Here is a 15,148-nt window from a genome sequence, read left to right as displayed (position 1 = left end):
ATGTCGTTTCGGCCCGCCCCTTCGCGAGCCCCGTTCCCTCCTCTCCCGTCCGCCAGGCCCTCCCGCCATGAAATTCCTCGACCAGGCCAAGATCTTCGTGAAGAGCGGGGATGGCGGCGCGGGCGCCGTCGCCTTCCACCGCGAGAAGTTCATCGAGTTCGGCGGCCCCGACGGCGGCAATGGCGGGCGCGGCGGCGACGTGGTGGTCGAGGCGGTGGACGGGCTTAACACCCTGATCGACTACCGCTACCAGCAGCATTTCAAGGCCGCCAAGGGCGGCCACGGCATGGGTAAGAACCGCACGGGCGCCAACGGCCCCGACGTCGTGCTGCGCGTCCCGGTGGGAACCCAGGTGATCGCCGAGGACGAGGAGACCGTCCTGGCCGACCTGACCGAGCCCGGCCAGCGTGTGGTGATCTGCAAGGGCGGCGATGGCGGCTTCGGCAACGCCCATTACAAGAGCTCGACCAACCGCGCCCCGCGCCACTCCACCCCCGGCTGGCCCGGAGAGGAGCGCTGGGTCTGGCTGCGGCTGAAGCTGATCGCCGATGCGGGGCTGGTCGGCCTGCCCAATGCCGGGAAGAGCACCTTCCTGGCCGCCAGCTCTCGCGCGCGCCCCAAGATCGCGGACTATCCCTTTACGACCCTGCAGCCCGGGCTCGGCGTCGTCTATGTCGGCGGCGAGGAGTTCGTGCTAGCCGACATCCCGGGCCTGATCGAGGGCGCCCATGCCGGCGCCGGCCTGGGCGACCGGTTCCTCGGCCATGTGGAGCGCACGACGGTGCTGCTGCACCTGATCGACGGCACGGCCGAGGACGTGGCCGAGGCCTACCGCGTGATCCGCGGCGAGCTCGAGGCCTACGGTCACGGACTCGCCTCGAAGCCCGAGATCGTGGGCCTCAACAAATGCGACGCCCTGGTCGAGGAGGAGATCGCCGAAAAGCGCGCGGCGCTCCAGGCGGTGACGGACTCGCCGGTCTTCGCCCTGTCCGGCGCCGCCAAGATAGGGGTCGAGGCCGTGCTGATGGAGCTGCTGCGCCGGATCAAGGCGGCCCGCGAGGAGGCGGCCGAGCAGGGAACGAGCCTCTATGCCGCCGAGGGCGGCCTCGCCCGCAGCCGCCGCCCGCGCCAGGAGCCCATGGGCGAGGACGAGGACTGGGACGAGGAGTGGGACGACGAATGAGCGCCGCCCAGGATTCCGATACCGCCGATATCGTCACGCTCCGCTCTGCGCGGCGGCTGATCGTGAAGATCGGCTCGGCGCTGCTGGTCGACGAATCCACCGGGCGGATCCGCCGCGACTGGCTGGACGCGCTGGCCGACGACGTGGCGATCTGCCGGGCGCGCGGCCAGGAGGTCCTGATCGTCAGCTCGGGTGCCGTCGCGGTCGGGCGCGAGCATCTGGGGCTGGTCGGCCGGCCCCTGCGGCTCGAGGAGAAGCAGGCCGCCGCCGCCACGGGTCAGATCCGCCTGGCCCATGCCTACCAGGAGACGCTGGCCCGGCACGACATCACGGTCGCCCAGGTCCTGCTGACCCTGGAGGACACCGAGGACCGCCGGCGCCACCTCAACGGGCGCAACACGCTGGAGACGCTGCTGCGCCTGGGCGCCGTCCCGGTGATCAACGAGAACGACACCGTCGCGACCGCCGAGATCCGCTTCGGCGACAACGACCGGCTGGCCGCGCGGGTCGCCCAGATGACCAGCGCCGACACGCTGGTCCTGCTCTCCGACATCGACGGGCTCTACACCGCCGACCCGCGCCGGGACCCCGGGGCGACGCTGATCCCCCTGGTGCGCGAGCTCACCCCCGAGATCGAGGGCATGGCCGGCGAGCCGCCGCCGGGCTACAGCTCGGGCGGCATGGTGACGAAGATCGCGGCGGCCCGCATCGCCATGAGCGCCGGCTGCCGCATGGTGATCGCCAAGGGCAAGCGCATGAACCCGCTGGCCGCTCTGGAGGCGCCGCCGGGGCAGGGCGGGGCCGACTGCACCTGGTTCATCCCGTCCCACGAGCCCGTCTCGGCGCGCAAGCGCTGGATCGCCGGGCACCTGAACGCGGGCGGCGCGCTGGTGATCGATGCCGGCGCGGTGGCGGCGCTGCTGCGCGGCACCAGCCTGCTGCCCAAGGGCGTCACGGCCGTGGAGGGCGATTTCGAACGGGGCGACCCCGTGATCGTGCGCGGGCCCGACGGGCGCGAGGTCGCGCGCGGGCTCGTGGCCTACAGCGCCGAGGACGTGCGCCGCCTCCGCGGCTGCCACAGCGCCGAGATCGTCGAGATCCTGGGCTGGCGCGGCCGGGACGAAATCGTCCACCGCGACGACCTGGTCCTGTCCTGAGCCATGGCGGTGCAGGCGCCGCCACCCGCGCGCACGCCGGCGCGCTCGGCACCGGGGACGCTGATCCGGACGGTAGCGCTGGGCCTGGTGCTGCGCCCGGGCGCGCTGCTGGTCGCGGCCGAGCATGACCGCGTCACCGGCCAGCACTATTTCCGTCCGCCTGGCGGCGGGGTCGAGTTCGGCGAGCGGGCCGATCAGGCCTTGCGCCGCGAACTGCGCGAGGAGCTGGGGCTGGATCTTGCGGCGGTGCGCCTGCTGGGCGTGATCGAGAACCTCTTCACCTTCGAGGGCCGCCGCGGCCATGAGATCGTCTTCGTCTTCGCAGCCGATCCCGCCGATCCCGGCTTTCTCGACCGGCCGGCCCCGGTGCTGGTGGAGCATGACGGGACCGTCCTTCCGGTCTCCTGGCTCGCCCTCGACCGGCTCGACGATCCCGCGGCCCCGGTCTACCCGCCAGGGCTCTCGGCCCTGGCGCGCGACGAAGCCGCGCGCAGGACGGACCATGATCGGGTATAAGACGGCATGTCCGGATTTCGACGCTTGCGCCCCGTGCGGGGCTTCCTTGCCGCCGCGCTCGGCGCCGTGCTCCTCGCGGGCTGCGCCGGGACGGCGGGGCCCGATGCCCATCCGCTGCCCAGCGGGCTGCGTGTCGGCACCCTCGCCATCTTGCCCCTTGCGACGGAATCCGTGACCTACACGAAATACGGGCTCGTCGCCTTCGCCAACGACGAGGTCGTGCGGACGGTGCCGGAATGGGGGCTGGCCGAGCGCTTCCGCAGCGCAGTGGAGCGGGCGCTGGGCAACCGCGGCGTGCGCCTGATTCCCATCCTCCTACCGCCCGAGGCCGGCAATCCTCCCTCGGCCGAGGCGGCGCGTCCCCTGCTGCGCAAGGCGTTGGCCGCCGACCCGCCCGATGCGGTGCTGGTGCTGGAGCCCGAGGCCGGGGCCGTGGATCCCGTCCTGCAGGGGCCGGACCTGCACGGCTGCGGCCTGTTCTACCGCTCGGGGCTGCTTTCGCCGGTGGTGACGCCCTTCTGCCGCTACCAGGCGGTGGTGCTGGACGGCAAGACGCTGGCCGAGATCGGCCGCGCGCCGGTCTGGGATTCAGCGCTGCGCGAGGAGATCCGGGCGGTGAACGGTCCCGACCGCGGCTATGGGCCGGGATTCGAGAGCGCGCTGGCGCCGGCCCATGCGCAGCTGCTGCGCGCCGACATCGAGGCCCTGATCGACCGCAGCATTCCACCGGCCCTGGCCGAGATCGGCCTGCTGCCGCCCGCCGCGGGGGCGCAACGATGATCCAGGCCGTTCTCTGGGATATCGACGGCACGCTGCTGGACAGCGAGCCCCACCACTTCGCGGCACTCGCGGCTGTCTGCGCGGCCCATGGCGCGGTGCTGGAGCCGGAAGAGCAGGAGCGCCTGCTCGGCCTCTCCATGGGCGAGGTGTTCGCCCTGATCACCGCGACGCGCCCGCTGCCCCTGGCGCTGGATGCCTTCAAGAACGCCTGCAACGCCTTCTACGTGGCGCGGGTCGACGCGGTGCCCTTCCGGCCCGGCGGGTACGAGCGGGTCGACGACCTGGCCCTGCGCGGCGTGCCGCAGGCCTGCGTCAGCAACAGCGGGCGCAAGGTGGTCGAAGCGAACTTCGCCCGGCTGGGCCATCCTGGCCTCGCCTTCGCCCTCAGCCGCGACGACGTGGTCGACGGCAAGCCGGCGCCCGAGCCCTACCTCAAGGCGGCAGCGCGCCTGGGCGTGGCTCCCGAAGCCTGCCTGGTGGTCGAGGACAGCCCGATCGGCGCCCGCTCCGCCAAGGCGGCGGGCATGTTCACCATTGCCTGGCCCCAGGTTCCGGGACTGACCTTCGATGCGGCCGACCGCGTGGTGGACAGCCTGGACGTGCTGGACTGGGACCGCCTGCTCGCCGGCGCCTGAGCCCGGCGAAACGGGGACCGGGCAGCCTTGCCCGCCCGATCCCTTCCGGCCTCAGGCCGCCTTGGATGCCACGGGGGCAAGGGCCTCGGCCACGGCGTCGCGGCGGCGGTCGAACTCCTGTCCCAGGAACTCGGCCTCGTGGTCGTCCAGCACCTTGCGGGCCATCTCGAAGAGCTCCTCTTCCTCCTCGTCGAGATGGTGCTCGGTGATCTCGCGCAGGACCTGGAACTTCGCGGCCCAGGCCTCGGTGGAGGCCGTCATGGCCTCCAGTTCGTCGAGCAGCGCGTCGCCGAGATGGTGCTCGTTCAACCCCTCCAGAACCTCCTTGCGCGTCTCGTCCGAGCCGCGCAGCGGGGCATAGAAGACGACCTCCTCGACGCGCGCATGGGACCATAGAAGAATCTTGAAGCTGTCGAAGAGATCGCGGCGGCTTTCGGGCTCGGCCTCTTCGATGCGCTTCATCTGGGCGCGGAGCTCGTCGTGGTCTTGCTTGATGCGCTCGTAGATCCTCATGGGGCGTCCTGCGTTGCGGGGAAAGGTCTTCCCGGAGAACGCAGCGGTGGCGGCGGCGGTTCCTGCAGGCGCGCCGGCTTCCGGGCTCCTAATCCGAACGCCTGTACCGGTAGAGCGCGGCGATCCCCAGCGGAACCGCGAGCGCCAGCGCGCCAGCCATCGCGCCACCGCGGCGGGTCCGGCCGCGATCCTCGGCCGGTCGCCATCCGCCGGTCTCGCCGGTGCCCTCGGGCATCGGGCGGTGCAGCGCGCCGTCGCTGCTGCGCCGGCCGGGCCGGCCGCCCAGGATCTGCCGGCGCACGCTGCGGCCCATCTGCCGCTCGATGGGACCCTGCGCCACGGCCATGCCCAGCTCGACCAGCCAGGCAGGGGCGCCGATGCCGACCTCGCGCCGCGGGCGCAGCGCCAGATTCACCATGGCCTCGGCGACGTCCTCTGGCCGCGAAGCCGGCTGCATCGCGCGGATCTCCCGGCCGCTGAAATTGGCGGCATGCTGCCAGAACGGTGTGTCCACCGGGCCCGGAAGAATGCTGCAGAGATGCACGTCGCGCAGCCCGTCCTGGCGCAGCTCCTGCCGGACTGATTCGATGAGGCCCAGCACCGCGTGCTTGGCGGCCCCGTAGGCTGCGTGATAGGGCGCGGGCGCCCGTCCCGCGACCGAGGCCGTGGTGATCACCGTGCCGTGCCCACGTCGGCGGAAATAGGGCAGCACGGCCCGGAACCCGTTGACCACGCCGTGGAAGGTGGTCGCCATCACCGCGTCGAAGGCCTCGGCCGGGGTGTCCTCGAACCGGCCGAAGCTGGCGACGCCCGCGTTGTTGATCCAGACATCGATGGCGCCGAAGGCGTCGATCGCCCGCTCCGCCAGATGGCGCATGGCGTCGGCGTCGCGGACGTCGGCCGGAACCACCATGGCCCGGCCCCCGGCCTCGACGATCGCCCCGGCCACCTCGTGCAGCGGCACCTCGCGCCGGGCGGACAGCACCACGCTCGCGCCGGCCGCGCCGAAGGCCCTGGCCGCGCAGCGCCCGATCCCGCTCGACGCGCCGGTGATCACGACGACCTTTCCCTCCAGGCCCCTCGCCATGCCGATCCCCTTGTCTCTTCGTTTCGCCGTTCCGTTCCAGACCGCTTGGAACAGCGCCCGCCGCCATTGGTCACGGCGGCATCGGTCACGCGGTGCCGGCATCCGCTTCGTCCGGACCCGCATCGCCGCGCCGGAGGGGGAAGGCGATGCGGCAGCGCAGGCCCGGCCCGGCGAAGTCGAGCTGCGCGCTGCCGCCGAGCTCGTGGGTGACGCTGCGCTCGATCAGATGCGTGCCGAAGCCGCGGGCGGGGGGCGGGGCCGTCGGCGGGCCGCCGCGCTCGACCCATTCGAGGTGCAGCCAGTCGCCGGTGCGGCGGCGCTCGCGCCGCCAGGTCACGGAGACGTGCCCGCCGGCCGCCGACAGCGCGCCGTACTTGGCGGCGTTGGTGGCGAGCTCGTGCAGGGCCATGCCCATGGTCAGGGCAGCGCGCGGGCTCAGTTGGACCGCCGGTCCGTCCAGCGTCCAGCGCTCGTCGGGCCCGGACCCGTAGGGCGCGAGCTCCTGTTCGCACAGCCGGTGCAGGCTGGCGCCGTCCCAGTTCCCCTGGGTCAGCAGCGCATGGGTCTCGGAGAGCGCCCGCAGGCGTGCCTCGAAGGTCTCGGAGAAGGCCGGGAGCGACGGCGCCCCACGCAGCGTCTGCCGTGCCAGCGACCGGACGGTCGCAAGCGTGTTCTTGACCCGGTGGTTCAGCTCGGCGACCAGGAGGCGCTGGCGTTCCTCTGCTTCGCGTCGCGCGCTGACGTCCTGGACGATCCTCACGCCATAGCGGAAGCGCCCTTCGGCATCGCGCACCGCGGAGCCGGAGATCGCGACCCACACGGTCCGGCCGTCCTTGCGGAGATAGCGGAACTCGCCCGCGAGCTCGTCCAGCCGGCCCGCGGCCTGGGCACGGTGTGCTTCGACGGCGCGCGGCTGGTCGTCGGGATGCACGAGGTCGCGGAATGTCATAGCCAGGAGCTCGTCGCGCGCATAGCCGCTGATCCGGCACATGGCCTCGTTCACGTCGACGTAGCGACCGGCGGCGTCCACCTCGACGATGCCGACGGCCGCGCTCTCTCGCGTGCTTCGCAGGCGCGCCGTCGCCTCGTCCCGCTGGCGCTCCCGCGAGACGACGAGGCGCAGCGCCTGGTCGATCTCCTCGACCCTGGAGCGCGGGGGCGGCGGGGGCGGCGAGGACCGCGTGGCGGCGCCCGTCCGCGTGAACCAGTCGAGCGGCCCGGTGATCCCGCGCGCGAGCTGGAATGCCAGCAGGCCACCCACCAGCAGGGTCAGGCCGCCAGCCGCCGTCATCGCGCCGAGAATGCCCCGGATCGGCCGGTCGAGCGCCGTCTCGGGAACCGCGACATAGGTCGCCCAGCCCGTCTTGGCCGAGCGCACGAAGCTGGACAGCACGGGGCGTTGCTCGAAGTCGATGCTGCGGGTCCAACTTCCTTCGGGCGCATCGGAGCGGCGGAGCAGCGCATTGGGCGCGACCTGCGTCCCGACGAAGCGCCCGGGATCCCGCGAGCGCGCGAGGATCACGTGGCGCCGGTCCGAGACGCCGATGACCCAGTCGTCGGGAAGGCGCTGCGCGACGAGGATCTCGCTCAGGCGCTCGGCGGGAATCGCCATCGCAAGCAGATAGGCCGTCGTGCCCCGCAGCGTGACCGGGAGCTCGACCGACAGGATCGGGCGCCTCAGGTTCACGCCGGTGACCAGGTCGGAGACCGCGGCGGCGCCGGTCGCGATCGCGCGCTGCTGCGCCTCCAGGAAGCTGCGCCGCTCGGGCTTCGTCCCGAAGGGCTGCAGGCTCGAAAGGACGACCTGCCCGTCCGGATCCGCCAGGAGCACGCCGATGCCCCGGAGCGCGGATGCCTCCGAGAGCTGGGCGTGGAAGCGCTCCAGGTCGCCGTTCCGCAGGGCGGGCGAGGCCGACAGGACCTCCAGCACCGTCTCGGCCTCGGCGATGTGCTGGTCGATGGCCATGGAGGCCACGCGCAGCCGCTCGACCACCTGGGCCTTCATCGCGTCCTGGTGCGATTCCACGAGATGGTGGCCGGCCACGATGCCAAAGGCGCACAGCGGCAGCACGCAGGCTAGCACGAGTGCCAGCAGGCGCGTGCGGACGGTGGTCGTGGGGCTGGGCATCGGGACGGGGCGAGGTCGGTCGTGGCTGTGAGAACCGGGACGGAAACCCGGGGCGCATCCAGACTAAAGCAGCGCGAAAGCGCAGACGCCTCGGCCTAACAACATAAGGCGAAGGGAGAGGGCGGAGCGTGGCTCCGCTCTCTCCTTCTGGGACAGGGTCGCCGGTCCGTAATCAGGTCTTGAGGACGACCTTCATGCATTCGTCCTGCTTGTTCAGGAAAATGTCGTATCCCTTCGGCGCGTCCTCCAGGCGCATGGTGTGCGTCACGCAGAAGCTCGGGTCGATCTCGCCCTTCTGGATGCGCTCCATCAGGATCGGCATGTAGTGCTGCACATGGGCCTGGCCGGCCTTGATGGTCAGCGAGCGGTTCACGACCGACCCCATGGGGAACTTGTCGATGAAGCCGCCATAGACGCCGATCACCGAGACCGTGCCGCCGTTCCGGCAGTTCATGATGGCCTGGCGCAGCGCGAAAGTGCGGTCGGTCTCCAGCGACAGCGCCTGCTTGGCACGGTCGTAGGCGCCGGCCAAGCCCAGCCCGTGGGCCTCCATCCCGACCGCGTCGATGCAGCCGTCGGGGCCGCGGCCGCCGGTCATCTCCTTCAGCGCGTCGTGGACGTCCACCTCCTCGTAATCCAGCGTCTCGGCGCCGGCCTCTTCGGCCATGCGGAGGCGGTAGGCGAAGCGGTCGATGGCGATCACACGCTCGGCGCCGAGCATGAAGGCACTGCGGATCGCGAACTGGCCGACCGGGCCGCAGCCCCAGACGGCGATGGTGTCGCCGGGTTTGATGTTGCAGTTGTCGGCACCCATGTAGCCCGTCGGGAAGATGTCCGACAGGAACAGCGCCTGTTCGTCGCTCATGCCGTCCGGCACCTTGATGGGGCCGACATCGGCGTAGGGAACGCGGGCGTATTCCGCCTGTCCCCCGGCATAGCCGCCGAGCATGTGGGAGTAGCCGAAGATCCCTGCCGGCGAATAGCCCCACAGCTTCTCGGCCATCCAGGCATTGGGGTTCGAGTTCTCGCAGACCGAGAACAGGTGGCTCTCACAGGACAGGCACTTGCCGCAGGCGATGGGGAAGGGAACGACCACGCGGTCGCCCACCTTCAGCTTGCGCACTTCGCGCCCGACCTCGACGACCTCGCCCATGAACTCGTGGCCGAGGATGTCGCCCTTCTCCATGGTCGGAATGAATCCGTTGTAGAGATGGAGGTCGGACCCGCAGATCGCGGTGGAGGTGATCCGCACGATCGCGTCGTGGGGGTTCAGGATCTTGGGGTCGGGCACGTCGACGACGCGTACGTCGTTCTTGCCCATCCAGCAGTTCGCCCGCATCGCTTTCTCCTCGTCGGAAAGGTCGTTCCGTCTCGTTTCCCGGGTCGCCCTGGGGCCGCGCCCCTCAGCCGTGCGCCTCGATCTCGGCGCGGGTCGGCGGCTGTCCGGGATGGCGCAGCCGGCCGAAGGTGGCGTCGGACTTCGTCACCTCTCCGGTCTCCATCACCTGCTTGAGCTTGCGCAGGTCCTCCTGCACCTCCTGGTCGGGCGAGCGCCCGAACAGCTTGGCCACCATCGCGCCGACCCGGCCGGCGGGTGGCGTGTAGTGCAGGTCGACCCGGACCACCGTGCCCCGGCCGCCCGGCGCGGCCTCGAAGCGGACCCAGCCCGCATTGTCCACGTCGGCGCCCGGCATCGAGCGCCAGGCGAGCAGCTCGTTCGGTCGGTCCTCGGTGATCTCGGCGTCCCAGGCGACGCTGGTGCCGCCTGGACCGGTGGCCCGCCAATGCGAGCGGCGGTCGTCGATGGTCTCCACGGCCTCGAGATGGCTCATGAAGCGCGGAAGGTTCCGCAGGTCCCGCCAGAAGGCGTAGATCTCCTCGCGGGGACGGTTGATGGTGATCACGCGCCGGACCTGCACCGCATAGCGGTGGGGCCGATCCTCCTCCCGCCGCGCGGCGCGGCGTGACCTGGACCGGGGAGACTGCGCGGCCTCGGCGGCTCCTGCGGCGATGCCCTCGGATTCCAGCCGCTGCGCGCACAGGATGTCGAGGGCGGTGATCCCGGCAACCGCGGCCAAGGCGCCTGCCAGGCGGTTCCGGTCAGCGTGCTCGGAGGCCATGGCCGCAGCCAGGAGGGTCAGGTCCATGGCATCGCCGCCGACCCGCGCCCACATCCACCCGGCAGGGCGGTCCCGACTGAGGACGCCGAGGCCGCTGACGATCTCGCGCAGCCCCACGGCCAGCATCACGTCGCGGTCGTCGGATCCGCCGGGCACGCCGATGGTGCGAGCCATGCCCCGAGGAGCCGCGACCGCCGCCAGGCCGAGCCCGATGCTGAACCAGCCGATCGCCTTGGCCAGCCCTTCGCCCCCGGTGGGCCCCTGCGGTCGGTGTCTTGCCAGATCGCGAGTGGACGGCCCGGCCGGGCGGGCGGTCGCCTCAGGGTTGCGCTCGATTCGGCTGTCCTGCCGCGAATCCTGTATCGCCATGATGCTCGGCCTCTCCTGGAACACACGCGTCGCGTTGCGCGGTCTGATGTCCCAGGCCCCAACAGGCAGGTGGGCCGAGTGATTGCCTACCTAATGTGGGTATCTCTCCCGGCAGGAGGATCTTCCGCGCATCCCGGCGTCACGCCGGGTGCGCGGGGGGATGCTGCTCGTCCCGGTGGCGTCCGGTTCCGCTGCCGGGCTCGCCGCCGGGCCCGCTGCCAGGGCGTCCGCCGCGGAACCGGAGCACGAGCTTCCGGATTGCCACGTAGAAGACCGGGGTCAGGAACAGTCCCAGGAAGGTGACGCCAAGCATGCCGGCCAGCACCGCGACGCCGATCGCCTGGCGCAGCTCGGCGCCGGGGCCGGTCGCGATGGCCAGCGGCACCACGCCCAGCGAGAAGGCGAGCGACGTCATCACGATCGGGCGCAGCCGGTCGCGCGCCGCGTCCACGGCGGCGTGCAGCGGATCCTCCCCCTCGACCTCGCGCTGGCGGGCGAACTCGACGATCAGGATCGCGTTCTTGGCGGCGAGGCCGATCAGCACCACGAAGCCGATCTGGGTCAGCACGTTGTTGTCGCTGCCCTTGAGCATCACCCCCATCAGCGCCGCCAGGACGGAGAGGGGCGTGATCAGGATGATCGCCAGCGGCAGGGCCCAGCTCTCGTACTGCGCCGACAGGAACAGGAAGACGAACAGCACCGCCAGGGCGAAGACATAGATCGCCGTGTTGCCGGCCTGCTTCTCCTGGAAGGCGATGTCGACCCATTCGTAGCTGAAGCCCGGCGGCAGCACCTCGGCGGCGAGCGCCTCCATCAGGTTCAGCGACTGCGCGGTCGAGACGCCTGGGGCGGCCGAGCCCTGGACCGGAACGGACGGGTACAGGTTGTGCCGGTTCACGGTGTAGGGGCCGGTCGCATTGCGCAGCGTGATCAGGGTCCCGAGCGGAACCAGGGCACCGTTGGTCGAGCGCACCTTGAACTGGAGCAGGTCCTCGGGCTGGACGCGGAAGGGCGCGTCGGCCTGGGCGTTGACCTGGAACGAGCGGCCCAGCGCCGTGAAGTCGTTCACGTAGGAGGAGCCGACCAGCACCTGGATCGCTTCCAGCACGGATTCGATGGGCACGTTGAGCTGCTGCGCCTTCACCCGGTCGATGTCCAGGTAGACCTGCGGCGCCCGGGTGTTGAAGGTCGTGAAGATGCCTGTGAGCCCGGGCGTGGCCGAGGCGCGGGCGATCAGCTCCTGCGCGGCGCCTTCGAGGGCGATGAAGCCTTGTCCCGAGCGGTCCTGCACCTGCATGCGGAAGCCGCCGCCCTGGCCGACGCCTTGCACGGGCGGGGGCAGGATCGCGATGACGAAGGCCTCCTCGATTCCGAACAGCCGGTTCTGGACCTCGTTCACGATGGCACCGGCCGTCAGCTCCGGCGCGTTCCGCCGCTCGAAGCGGTCGAGGATCACGAAGATCGCGCCCGCGTTGCTCGCCGCGCTGAAGGTGGCGCCCGAGAAGCCCGCGATCCCCACGGCGTTGGAGACGCCGGGCACCTCGCGCGCCACGTCCGAGGCGCGCCGGACCACGGCGTCGGTGCGCTCTAGCGAGGCGCCCTCGGGAAGCTGGACCGCGATAATCGCGTAGCCCTGGTCGGACTGCGGGATGAAGCCGCCGGGCACCCGCCCGAACATGTAGACGGTCCCGGCGATCAGCCCCGCATAGACCAGCAGGAAGAGCAGCCGGTGGCGCACCACCCAGCCCACGCCGCCGGCATAGCCGTGGGTGACCCGGTCGAAGCCGCGGTTGAAGAAATTGCCGAGGCGCCGGGCCAGCCCCGGCCGCGCCTCGTGGTTGTGCGGCTTCAGGAGCAGCGCCGCCAGCGCCGGCGACAGCGTCAGCGAGACCAGCGCCGAGACGACGGTCGAGGTCGCGATGGTCAGCGCGAACTGCTGATAGAAGATCCCCGAGATGCCGGGGATGAAGGCGGTGGGCACGAAGACCGCGCAGAGCACCAGGGCGATCGCGACGACCGCCGTGCCGACCTCGTCCATGGTCTTGTGCGCGGCCTCGCGCGGCGTGCGGCCCGCCGCGATGTTGCGCTCGACGTTCTCGACCACGACGATCGCGTCGTCGACGACGATGCCGATTGCCAGGATCAGGCCGAACAGCGTCAGCATGTTCAGGGTGAATCCGAAGGCCGACATCACCGCGAAGGTCGCGATCAGCGAGACCGGGATCGCGGCCACCGGGATGATCGCCGCCCGCCAGGACTGCAGGAACACGAAGACAACGATCACCACGAGGAGCACCGCCTCGTAGATCGTCTCCTGGACGGCCTCAATGGAGGCCGAGACGAACTGCGTCGGGTCGTAGGCGATCGCGTAGTCGAGGCCCGGGGGGAAGGACTGCTTCAGGCGCGCCATCTCGGACCGGATCTCGTCGGCCGCTGCCAGCGAGTTGGTGCCCGGCCGCTGCTGGATCGCGATGCCAACGGTCTCGCGCCCGTCCAGGTACGAGTTCGTGCCGTAGAGCCGCGCGCCCAGCTCGACCCGGGCCACGTCGCCCAGCCGCAGCAAGCGCCCCTCCTCGGTCGCGCGGACGATCACGCCGCGGAACTGCTCGGCCGTCTGGAAACGGCCTTGGGTGGTCACGGTGATCTGCTGCGTGGTGCCGGGCGGGGACGGCGGCTGGCCGAAGGCGCCGCCGGAGACCTGCACGTTCTGGGCGCGCAGCGCCGCCACCACGTCGCCAGCCGAAAGGCCGTAGGCGGCGAGCCGGTTCGGATCCAGCCAGACGCGCAGCGAAAGCTCGCGCTCGCCGAAGATCAGGATGTCGCCGACCCCTTCGATGCGCTTCAGCACGTCGATCAGGGTCGTCGTCGCGTAGTTGGACTGGTAGATCGCATCCCGCGACCCGTCGGGAGAGATCAGGTTCACCAGCAGCAGGAAGTCGCTTGCCTGCTTGTTCACCTGCACGCCGTTCCGGCGCACCTCCTCGGGAAGGCGGGGCTCGGCCCGGCCCACGCGGTTCTGGATCTGGACCTGCGCGATGTCGAGGTCTGTGCCGGGGGCGAAGGTGACCGTGATCGACAGGGCGCCGTCGCCGGTCGCCTGCGACGTCAGGTAGAGCATGCCCTCGACGCCGTTGATCTCCTGCTCGAGGGGGGTCGCGACGGTCTCGGCCAGCGTCTCGGCGTTGGCGCCGGGATAGGTGGCCGCGACATTGACCGTCGGTGGCGCGATTTCGGGATACTGCGCGATGGGCAGCGTCAGCAGCGAGATGCCGCCGACGATCATCAGCAGGATCGAGATGACCGACGCGAAGATCGGCCGGTCGACGAAGAAATGCCCGAAGCCCATAACGCGTCCTTACCGTGCGGCCGGGGCGGGGGCGCCGGCGGGCGGTCCCGGGGGCTGGGAGGCGTCGACGGCCTGCGGGATCACCTTGGCCCCGGGCCGGGCGCGCATCAGCCCGTTGACGATCACATTGTCCTCGGGCGCGAGCCCGCTGCGGACCACCCGCAGATGGCCCTGCAGCGGGCCGAGCTCGACGACCTTGGGAACGACGCCGTCGCCGTCGCCCACGGTCATGACGACCTTGCGCGTCTGGTCGGACTGGATCGCCACGTCCGGAACGAGCAGCGCCTCGTAGGGCGCGCTGGTGGCGAGCTGGACGCGCCCGAACAGGCCCGGGGTGATCATGCCGTCGGCGTTCGGCACGACGGCGCGCAGCTCCAGCGTCCCGCTCTGCGGGTCCAGGCGGATGTCGGCGAAGTCGATGGCGCCGTCCCGCTGGAACTCGGTCTCGTCGGAGAGCGCCAGCTTCACCGGGATCGGCTTGTCGGGGGTGCTGGAGCCCCCGCCGTTCCCGAGGCCGCGGCGGTAGCGCAGGTAGCTCTGCTCGTCGACGTCGAAGTAGAAGTAGATGGGATCGATGCCGACGATGGTGGTCAGCGGCGCCGCCCCGGCGCCGGCCGAGATCAGGTTGCCTTCCGTGATCAGCTTGCGCCCGATCTGGCCGGAGATCGGCGACTCGATGCGGGTGAAGCCCAGGTTGATCTCGGCCGCCTTGAGCGCGGCCTGGGCTGCCTGCAGGCTCGCCTGCGCCTCCAGGAAGGCCTGCTGGCGCTGCTGGAGCGCCGATTCCGAGAGCGACCCGCCCTGGCGCAGCTCCTGGCCGCGCCCGAGCTCCGAGCGGGTGAGATCGAAGCGCGTCTTCGCGACCTCGAGCTGGGCCCGCGCCTCGTCGACCGCCGCCTGGTAGGTCCGCGGGTCGATCGTGAACAGCAGGTCGCCCCGGCGCACGAAGGAGCCTTCCTTGAAGTGCACGGACTGCAGGGTTCCCGTCACCTGGGCCCGCACCTCCACCAGCGCCGAGGAGGCGAAGCGGCCCGTGAATTCCGAGAGGTCGGTCACCGTCCGGCGCACCGGGGGCGAGACGCTGACCGGCATCGGCGGTAGCTCCTGGGCGCGGGGCAGCGCAGGCAGCGCTCCGGCGACGCAGGCGAAAAGGCCGACCGCAAGCCCCGCACGAACCAGTGTACGGCTCATCCCACACTCCCTTGGACGGAAGCCGGCATAAGTGCCGGATCTGTCGCCGCATGTCGAGAGGTAGGATGGACAGGTCCTACAACAGTCTGTTGCATCGGCGGGGGCCTTGCCGATCGCGTAGGG

Annotated in this window: 12 protein-coding genes; 5 read left to right on the top strand and 7 right to left on the bottom strand. The window is 71.1% G+C overall.

What is annotated here, in order from left to right:
* Positions 1-67: 67 nt before the first annotated feature.
* From obgE to JUB13_RS06155, 5 genes are read left to right on the top strand one after another with little or no spacing between them, the layout of a single operon-like run.
* Complete coding sequence (obgE, locus tag JUB13_RS06175) at positions 68-1,183, top strand: GTPase ObgE (RefSeq protein WP_207477910.1); 1,116 nt, start codon at positions 68-70, stop codon at positions 1,181-1,183.
* On the top strand, positions 1,180-2,340 hold the full coding sequence (proB, locus tag JUB13_RS06170) for a glutamate 5-kinase (protein ID WP_207477909.1): 1,161 nt from the start codon (positions 1,180-1,182) through the stop codon (positions 2,338-2,340). Before obgE ends, proB begins: the two co-directional genes overlap by 4 nt.
* Before the next feature lie 3 nt (positions 2,341-2,343).
* On the top strand, positions 2,344-2,856 hold the full coding sequence (locus tag JUB13_RS06165) for an NUDIX hydrolase (protein ID WP_207477908.1): 513 nt from the start codon (positions 2,344-2,346) through the stop codon (positions 2,854-2,856).
* Between the two features lie 24 nt (positions 2,857-2,880).
* Complete coding sequence (locus JUB13_RS06160) at positions 2,881-3,636, top strand: hypothetical protein (protein WP_207477907.1); 756 nt, start codon at positions 2,881-2,883, stop codon at positions 3,634-3,636.
* Complete coding sequence (locus JUB13_RS06155) at positions 3,633-4,271, top strand: HAD family hydrolase (RefSeq protein ID WP_207477906.1); 639 nt, start codon at positions 3,633-3,635, stop codon at positions 4,269-4,271. The genes JUB13_RS06160 and JUB13_RS06155 overlap by 4 nt, the downstream gene beginning before the upstream one ends.
* Positions 4,272-4,322: 51 nt before the next feature.
* Here JUB13_RS06155 and JUB13_RS06150 read toward each other — a convergent pair whose 3' ends face one another.
* The 7 genes from JUB13_RS06150 to JUB13_RS06120 all read right to left on the bottom strand — a co-directional run bounded on the left by JUB13_RS06150 (position 4,323) and on the right by JUB13_RS06120 (position 15,025).
* Positions 4,323-4,784, bottom strand: a complete 462-nt coding sequence (locus JUB13_RS06150) for a hemerythrin domain-containing protein (protein ID WP_207477905.1) — start codon at positions 4,782-4,784, stop codon at positions 4,323-4,325.
* 88 nt (positions 4,785-4,872) lie between these two features.
* Positions 4,873-5,871, bottom strand: a complete 999-nt coding sequence (locus JUB13_RS06145; RefSeq protein WP_207477904.1) for an SDR family NAD(P)-dependent oxidoreductase — start codon at positions 5,869-5,871, stop codon at positions 4,873-4,875.
* An 85-nt stretch (positions 5,872-5,956) separates the two neighbouring features.
* Positions 5,957-7,999, bottom strand: a complete 2,043-nt coding sequence (locus JUB13_RS06140) for a sensor histidine kinase (protein WP_207477903.1) — start codon at positions 7,997-7,999, stop codon at positions 5,957-5,959.
* Positions 8,000-8,171: 172 nt separating this feature from the next.
* On the bottom strand, positions 8,172-9,338 hold the full coding sequence (locus JUB13_RS06135) for a zinc-dependent alcohol dehydrogenase (protein ID WP_207477902.1): 1,167 nt from the start codon (positions 9,336-9,338) through the stop codon (positions 8,172-8,174).
* A gap of 64 nt (positions 9,339-9,402) precedes the next feature.
* Positions 9,403-10,488 (bottom strand): SRPBCC family protein, encoded by a 1,086-nt coding sequence (locus JUB13_RS06130; protein WP_207477901.1) that lies wholly within the window; start codon positions 10,486-10,488, stop codon positions 9,403-9,405.
* 139 nt (positions 10,489-10,627) lie between these two features.
* The gene (locus JUB13_RS06125; protein ID WP_207477900.1) at positions 10,628-13,834 is read right to left on the bottom strand and encodes an efflux RND transporter permease subunit; all 3,207 of its coding nucleotides are present in this window, start codon (positions 13,832-13,834) and stop codon (positions 10,628-10,630) included.
* 9 nt (positions 13,835-13,843) lie between these two features.
* Positions 13,844-15,025, bottom strand: coding sequence for an efflux RND transporter periplasmic adaptor subunit (locus JUB13_RS06120; RefSeq protein WP_207477899.1), 1,182 nt, complete (start codon positions 15,023-15,025; stop codon positions 13,844-13,846).
* Between the last annotated feature and the right edge of the window lie 123 nt (positions 15,026-15,148).

The organism is Arenibaculum pallidiluteum (genome assembly GCF_017355985.1).
Lineage (GTDB): Bacteria > Pseudomonadota > Alphaproteobacteria > Azospirillales > Azospirillaceae > Arenibaculum > Arenibaculum pallidiluteum.
This window is presented reverse-complemented; position numbering and strand designations above follow the sequence as displayed.

Coding starts and splice junctions, on each gene's coding strand:
- obgE (WP_207477910.1), top strand. CDS start 68: ATGAAATTCCTCGACCAGGCCAAGATCTTCGTGAAGAGCGGGGATGGC.
- proB (WP_207477909.1), top strand. CDS start 1,180: ATGAGCGCCGCCCAGGATTCCGATACCGCCGATATCGTCACGCTCCGC.
- JUB13_RS06165 (WP_207477908.1), top strand. CDS start 2,344: ATGGCGGTGCAGGCGCCGCCACCCGCGCGCACGCCGGCGCGCTCGGCA.
- JUB13_RS06155 (WP_207477906.1), top strand. CDS start 3,633: ATGATCCAGGCCGTTCTCTGGGATATCGACGGCACGCTGCTGGACAGC.
- JUB13_RS06150 (WP_207477905.1), bottom strand. CDS start 4,784: ATGAGGATCTACGAGCGCATCAAGCAAGACCACGACGAGCTCCGCGCC.
- JUB13_RS06145 (WP_207477904.1), bottom strand. CDS start 5,871: ATGGCGAGGGGCCTGGAGGGAAAGGTCGTCGTGATCACCGGCGCGTCG.
- JUB13_RS06140 (WP_207477903.1), bottom strand. CDS start 7,999: ATGCCCAGCCCCACGACCACCGTCCGCACGCGCCTGCTGGCACTCGTG.
- JUB13_RS06135 (WP_207477902.1), bottom strand. CDS start 9,338: ATGCGGGCGAACTGCTGGATGGGCAAGAACGACGTACGCGTCGTCGAC.
- JUB13_RS06130 (WP_207477901.1), bottom strand. CDS start 10,488: ATGGCGATACAGGATTCGCGGCAGGACAGCCGAATCGAGCGCAACCCT.
- JUB13_RS06125 (WP_207477900.1), bottom strand. CDS start 13,834: ATGGGCTTCGGGCATTTCTTCGTCGACCGGCCGATCTTCGCGTCGGTC.
- JUB13_RS06120 (WP_207477899.1), bottom strand. CDS start 15,025: ATGAGCCGTACACTGGTTCGTGCGGGGCTTGCGGTCGGCCTTTTCGCC.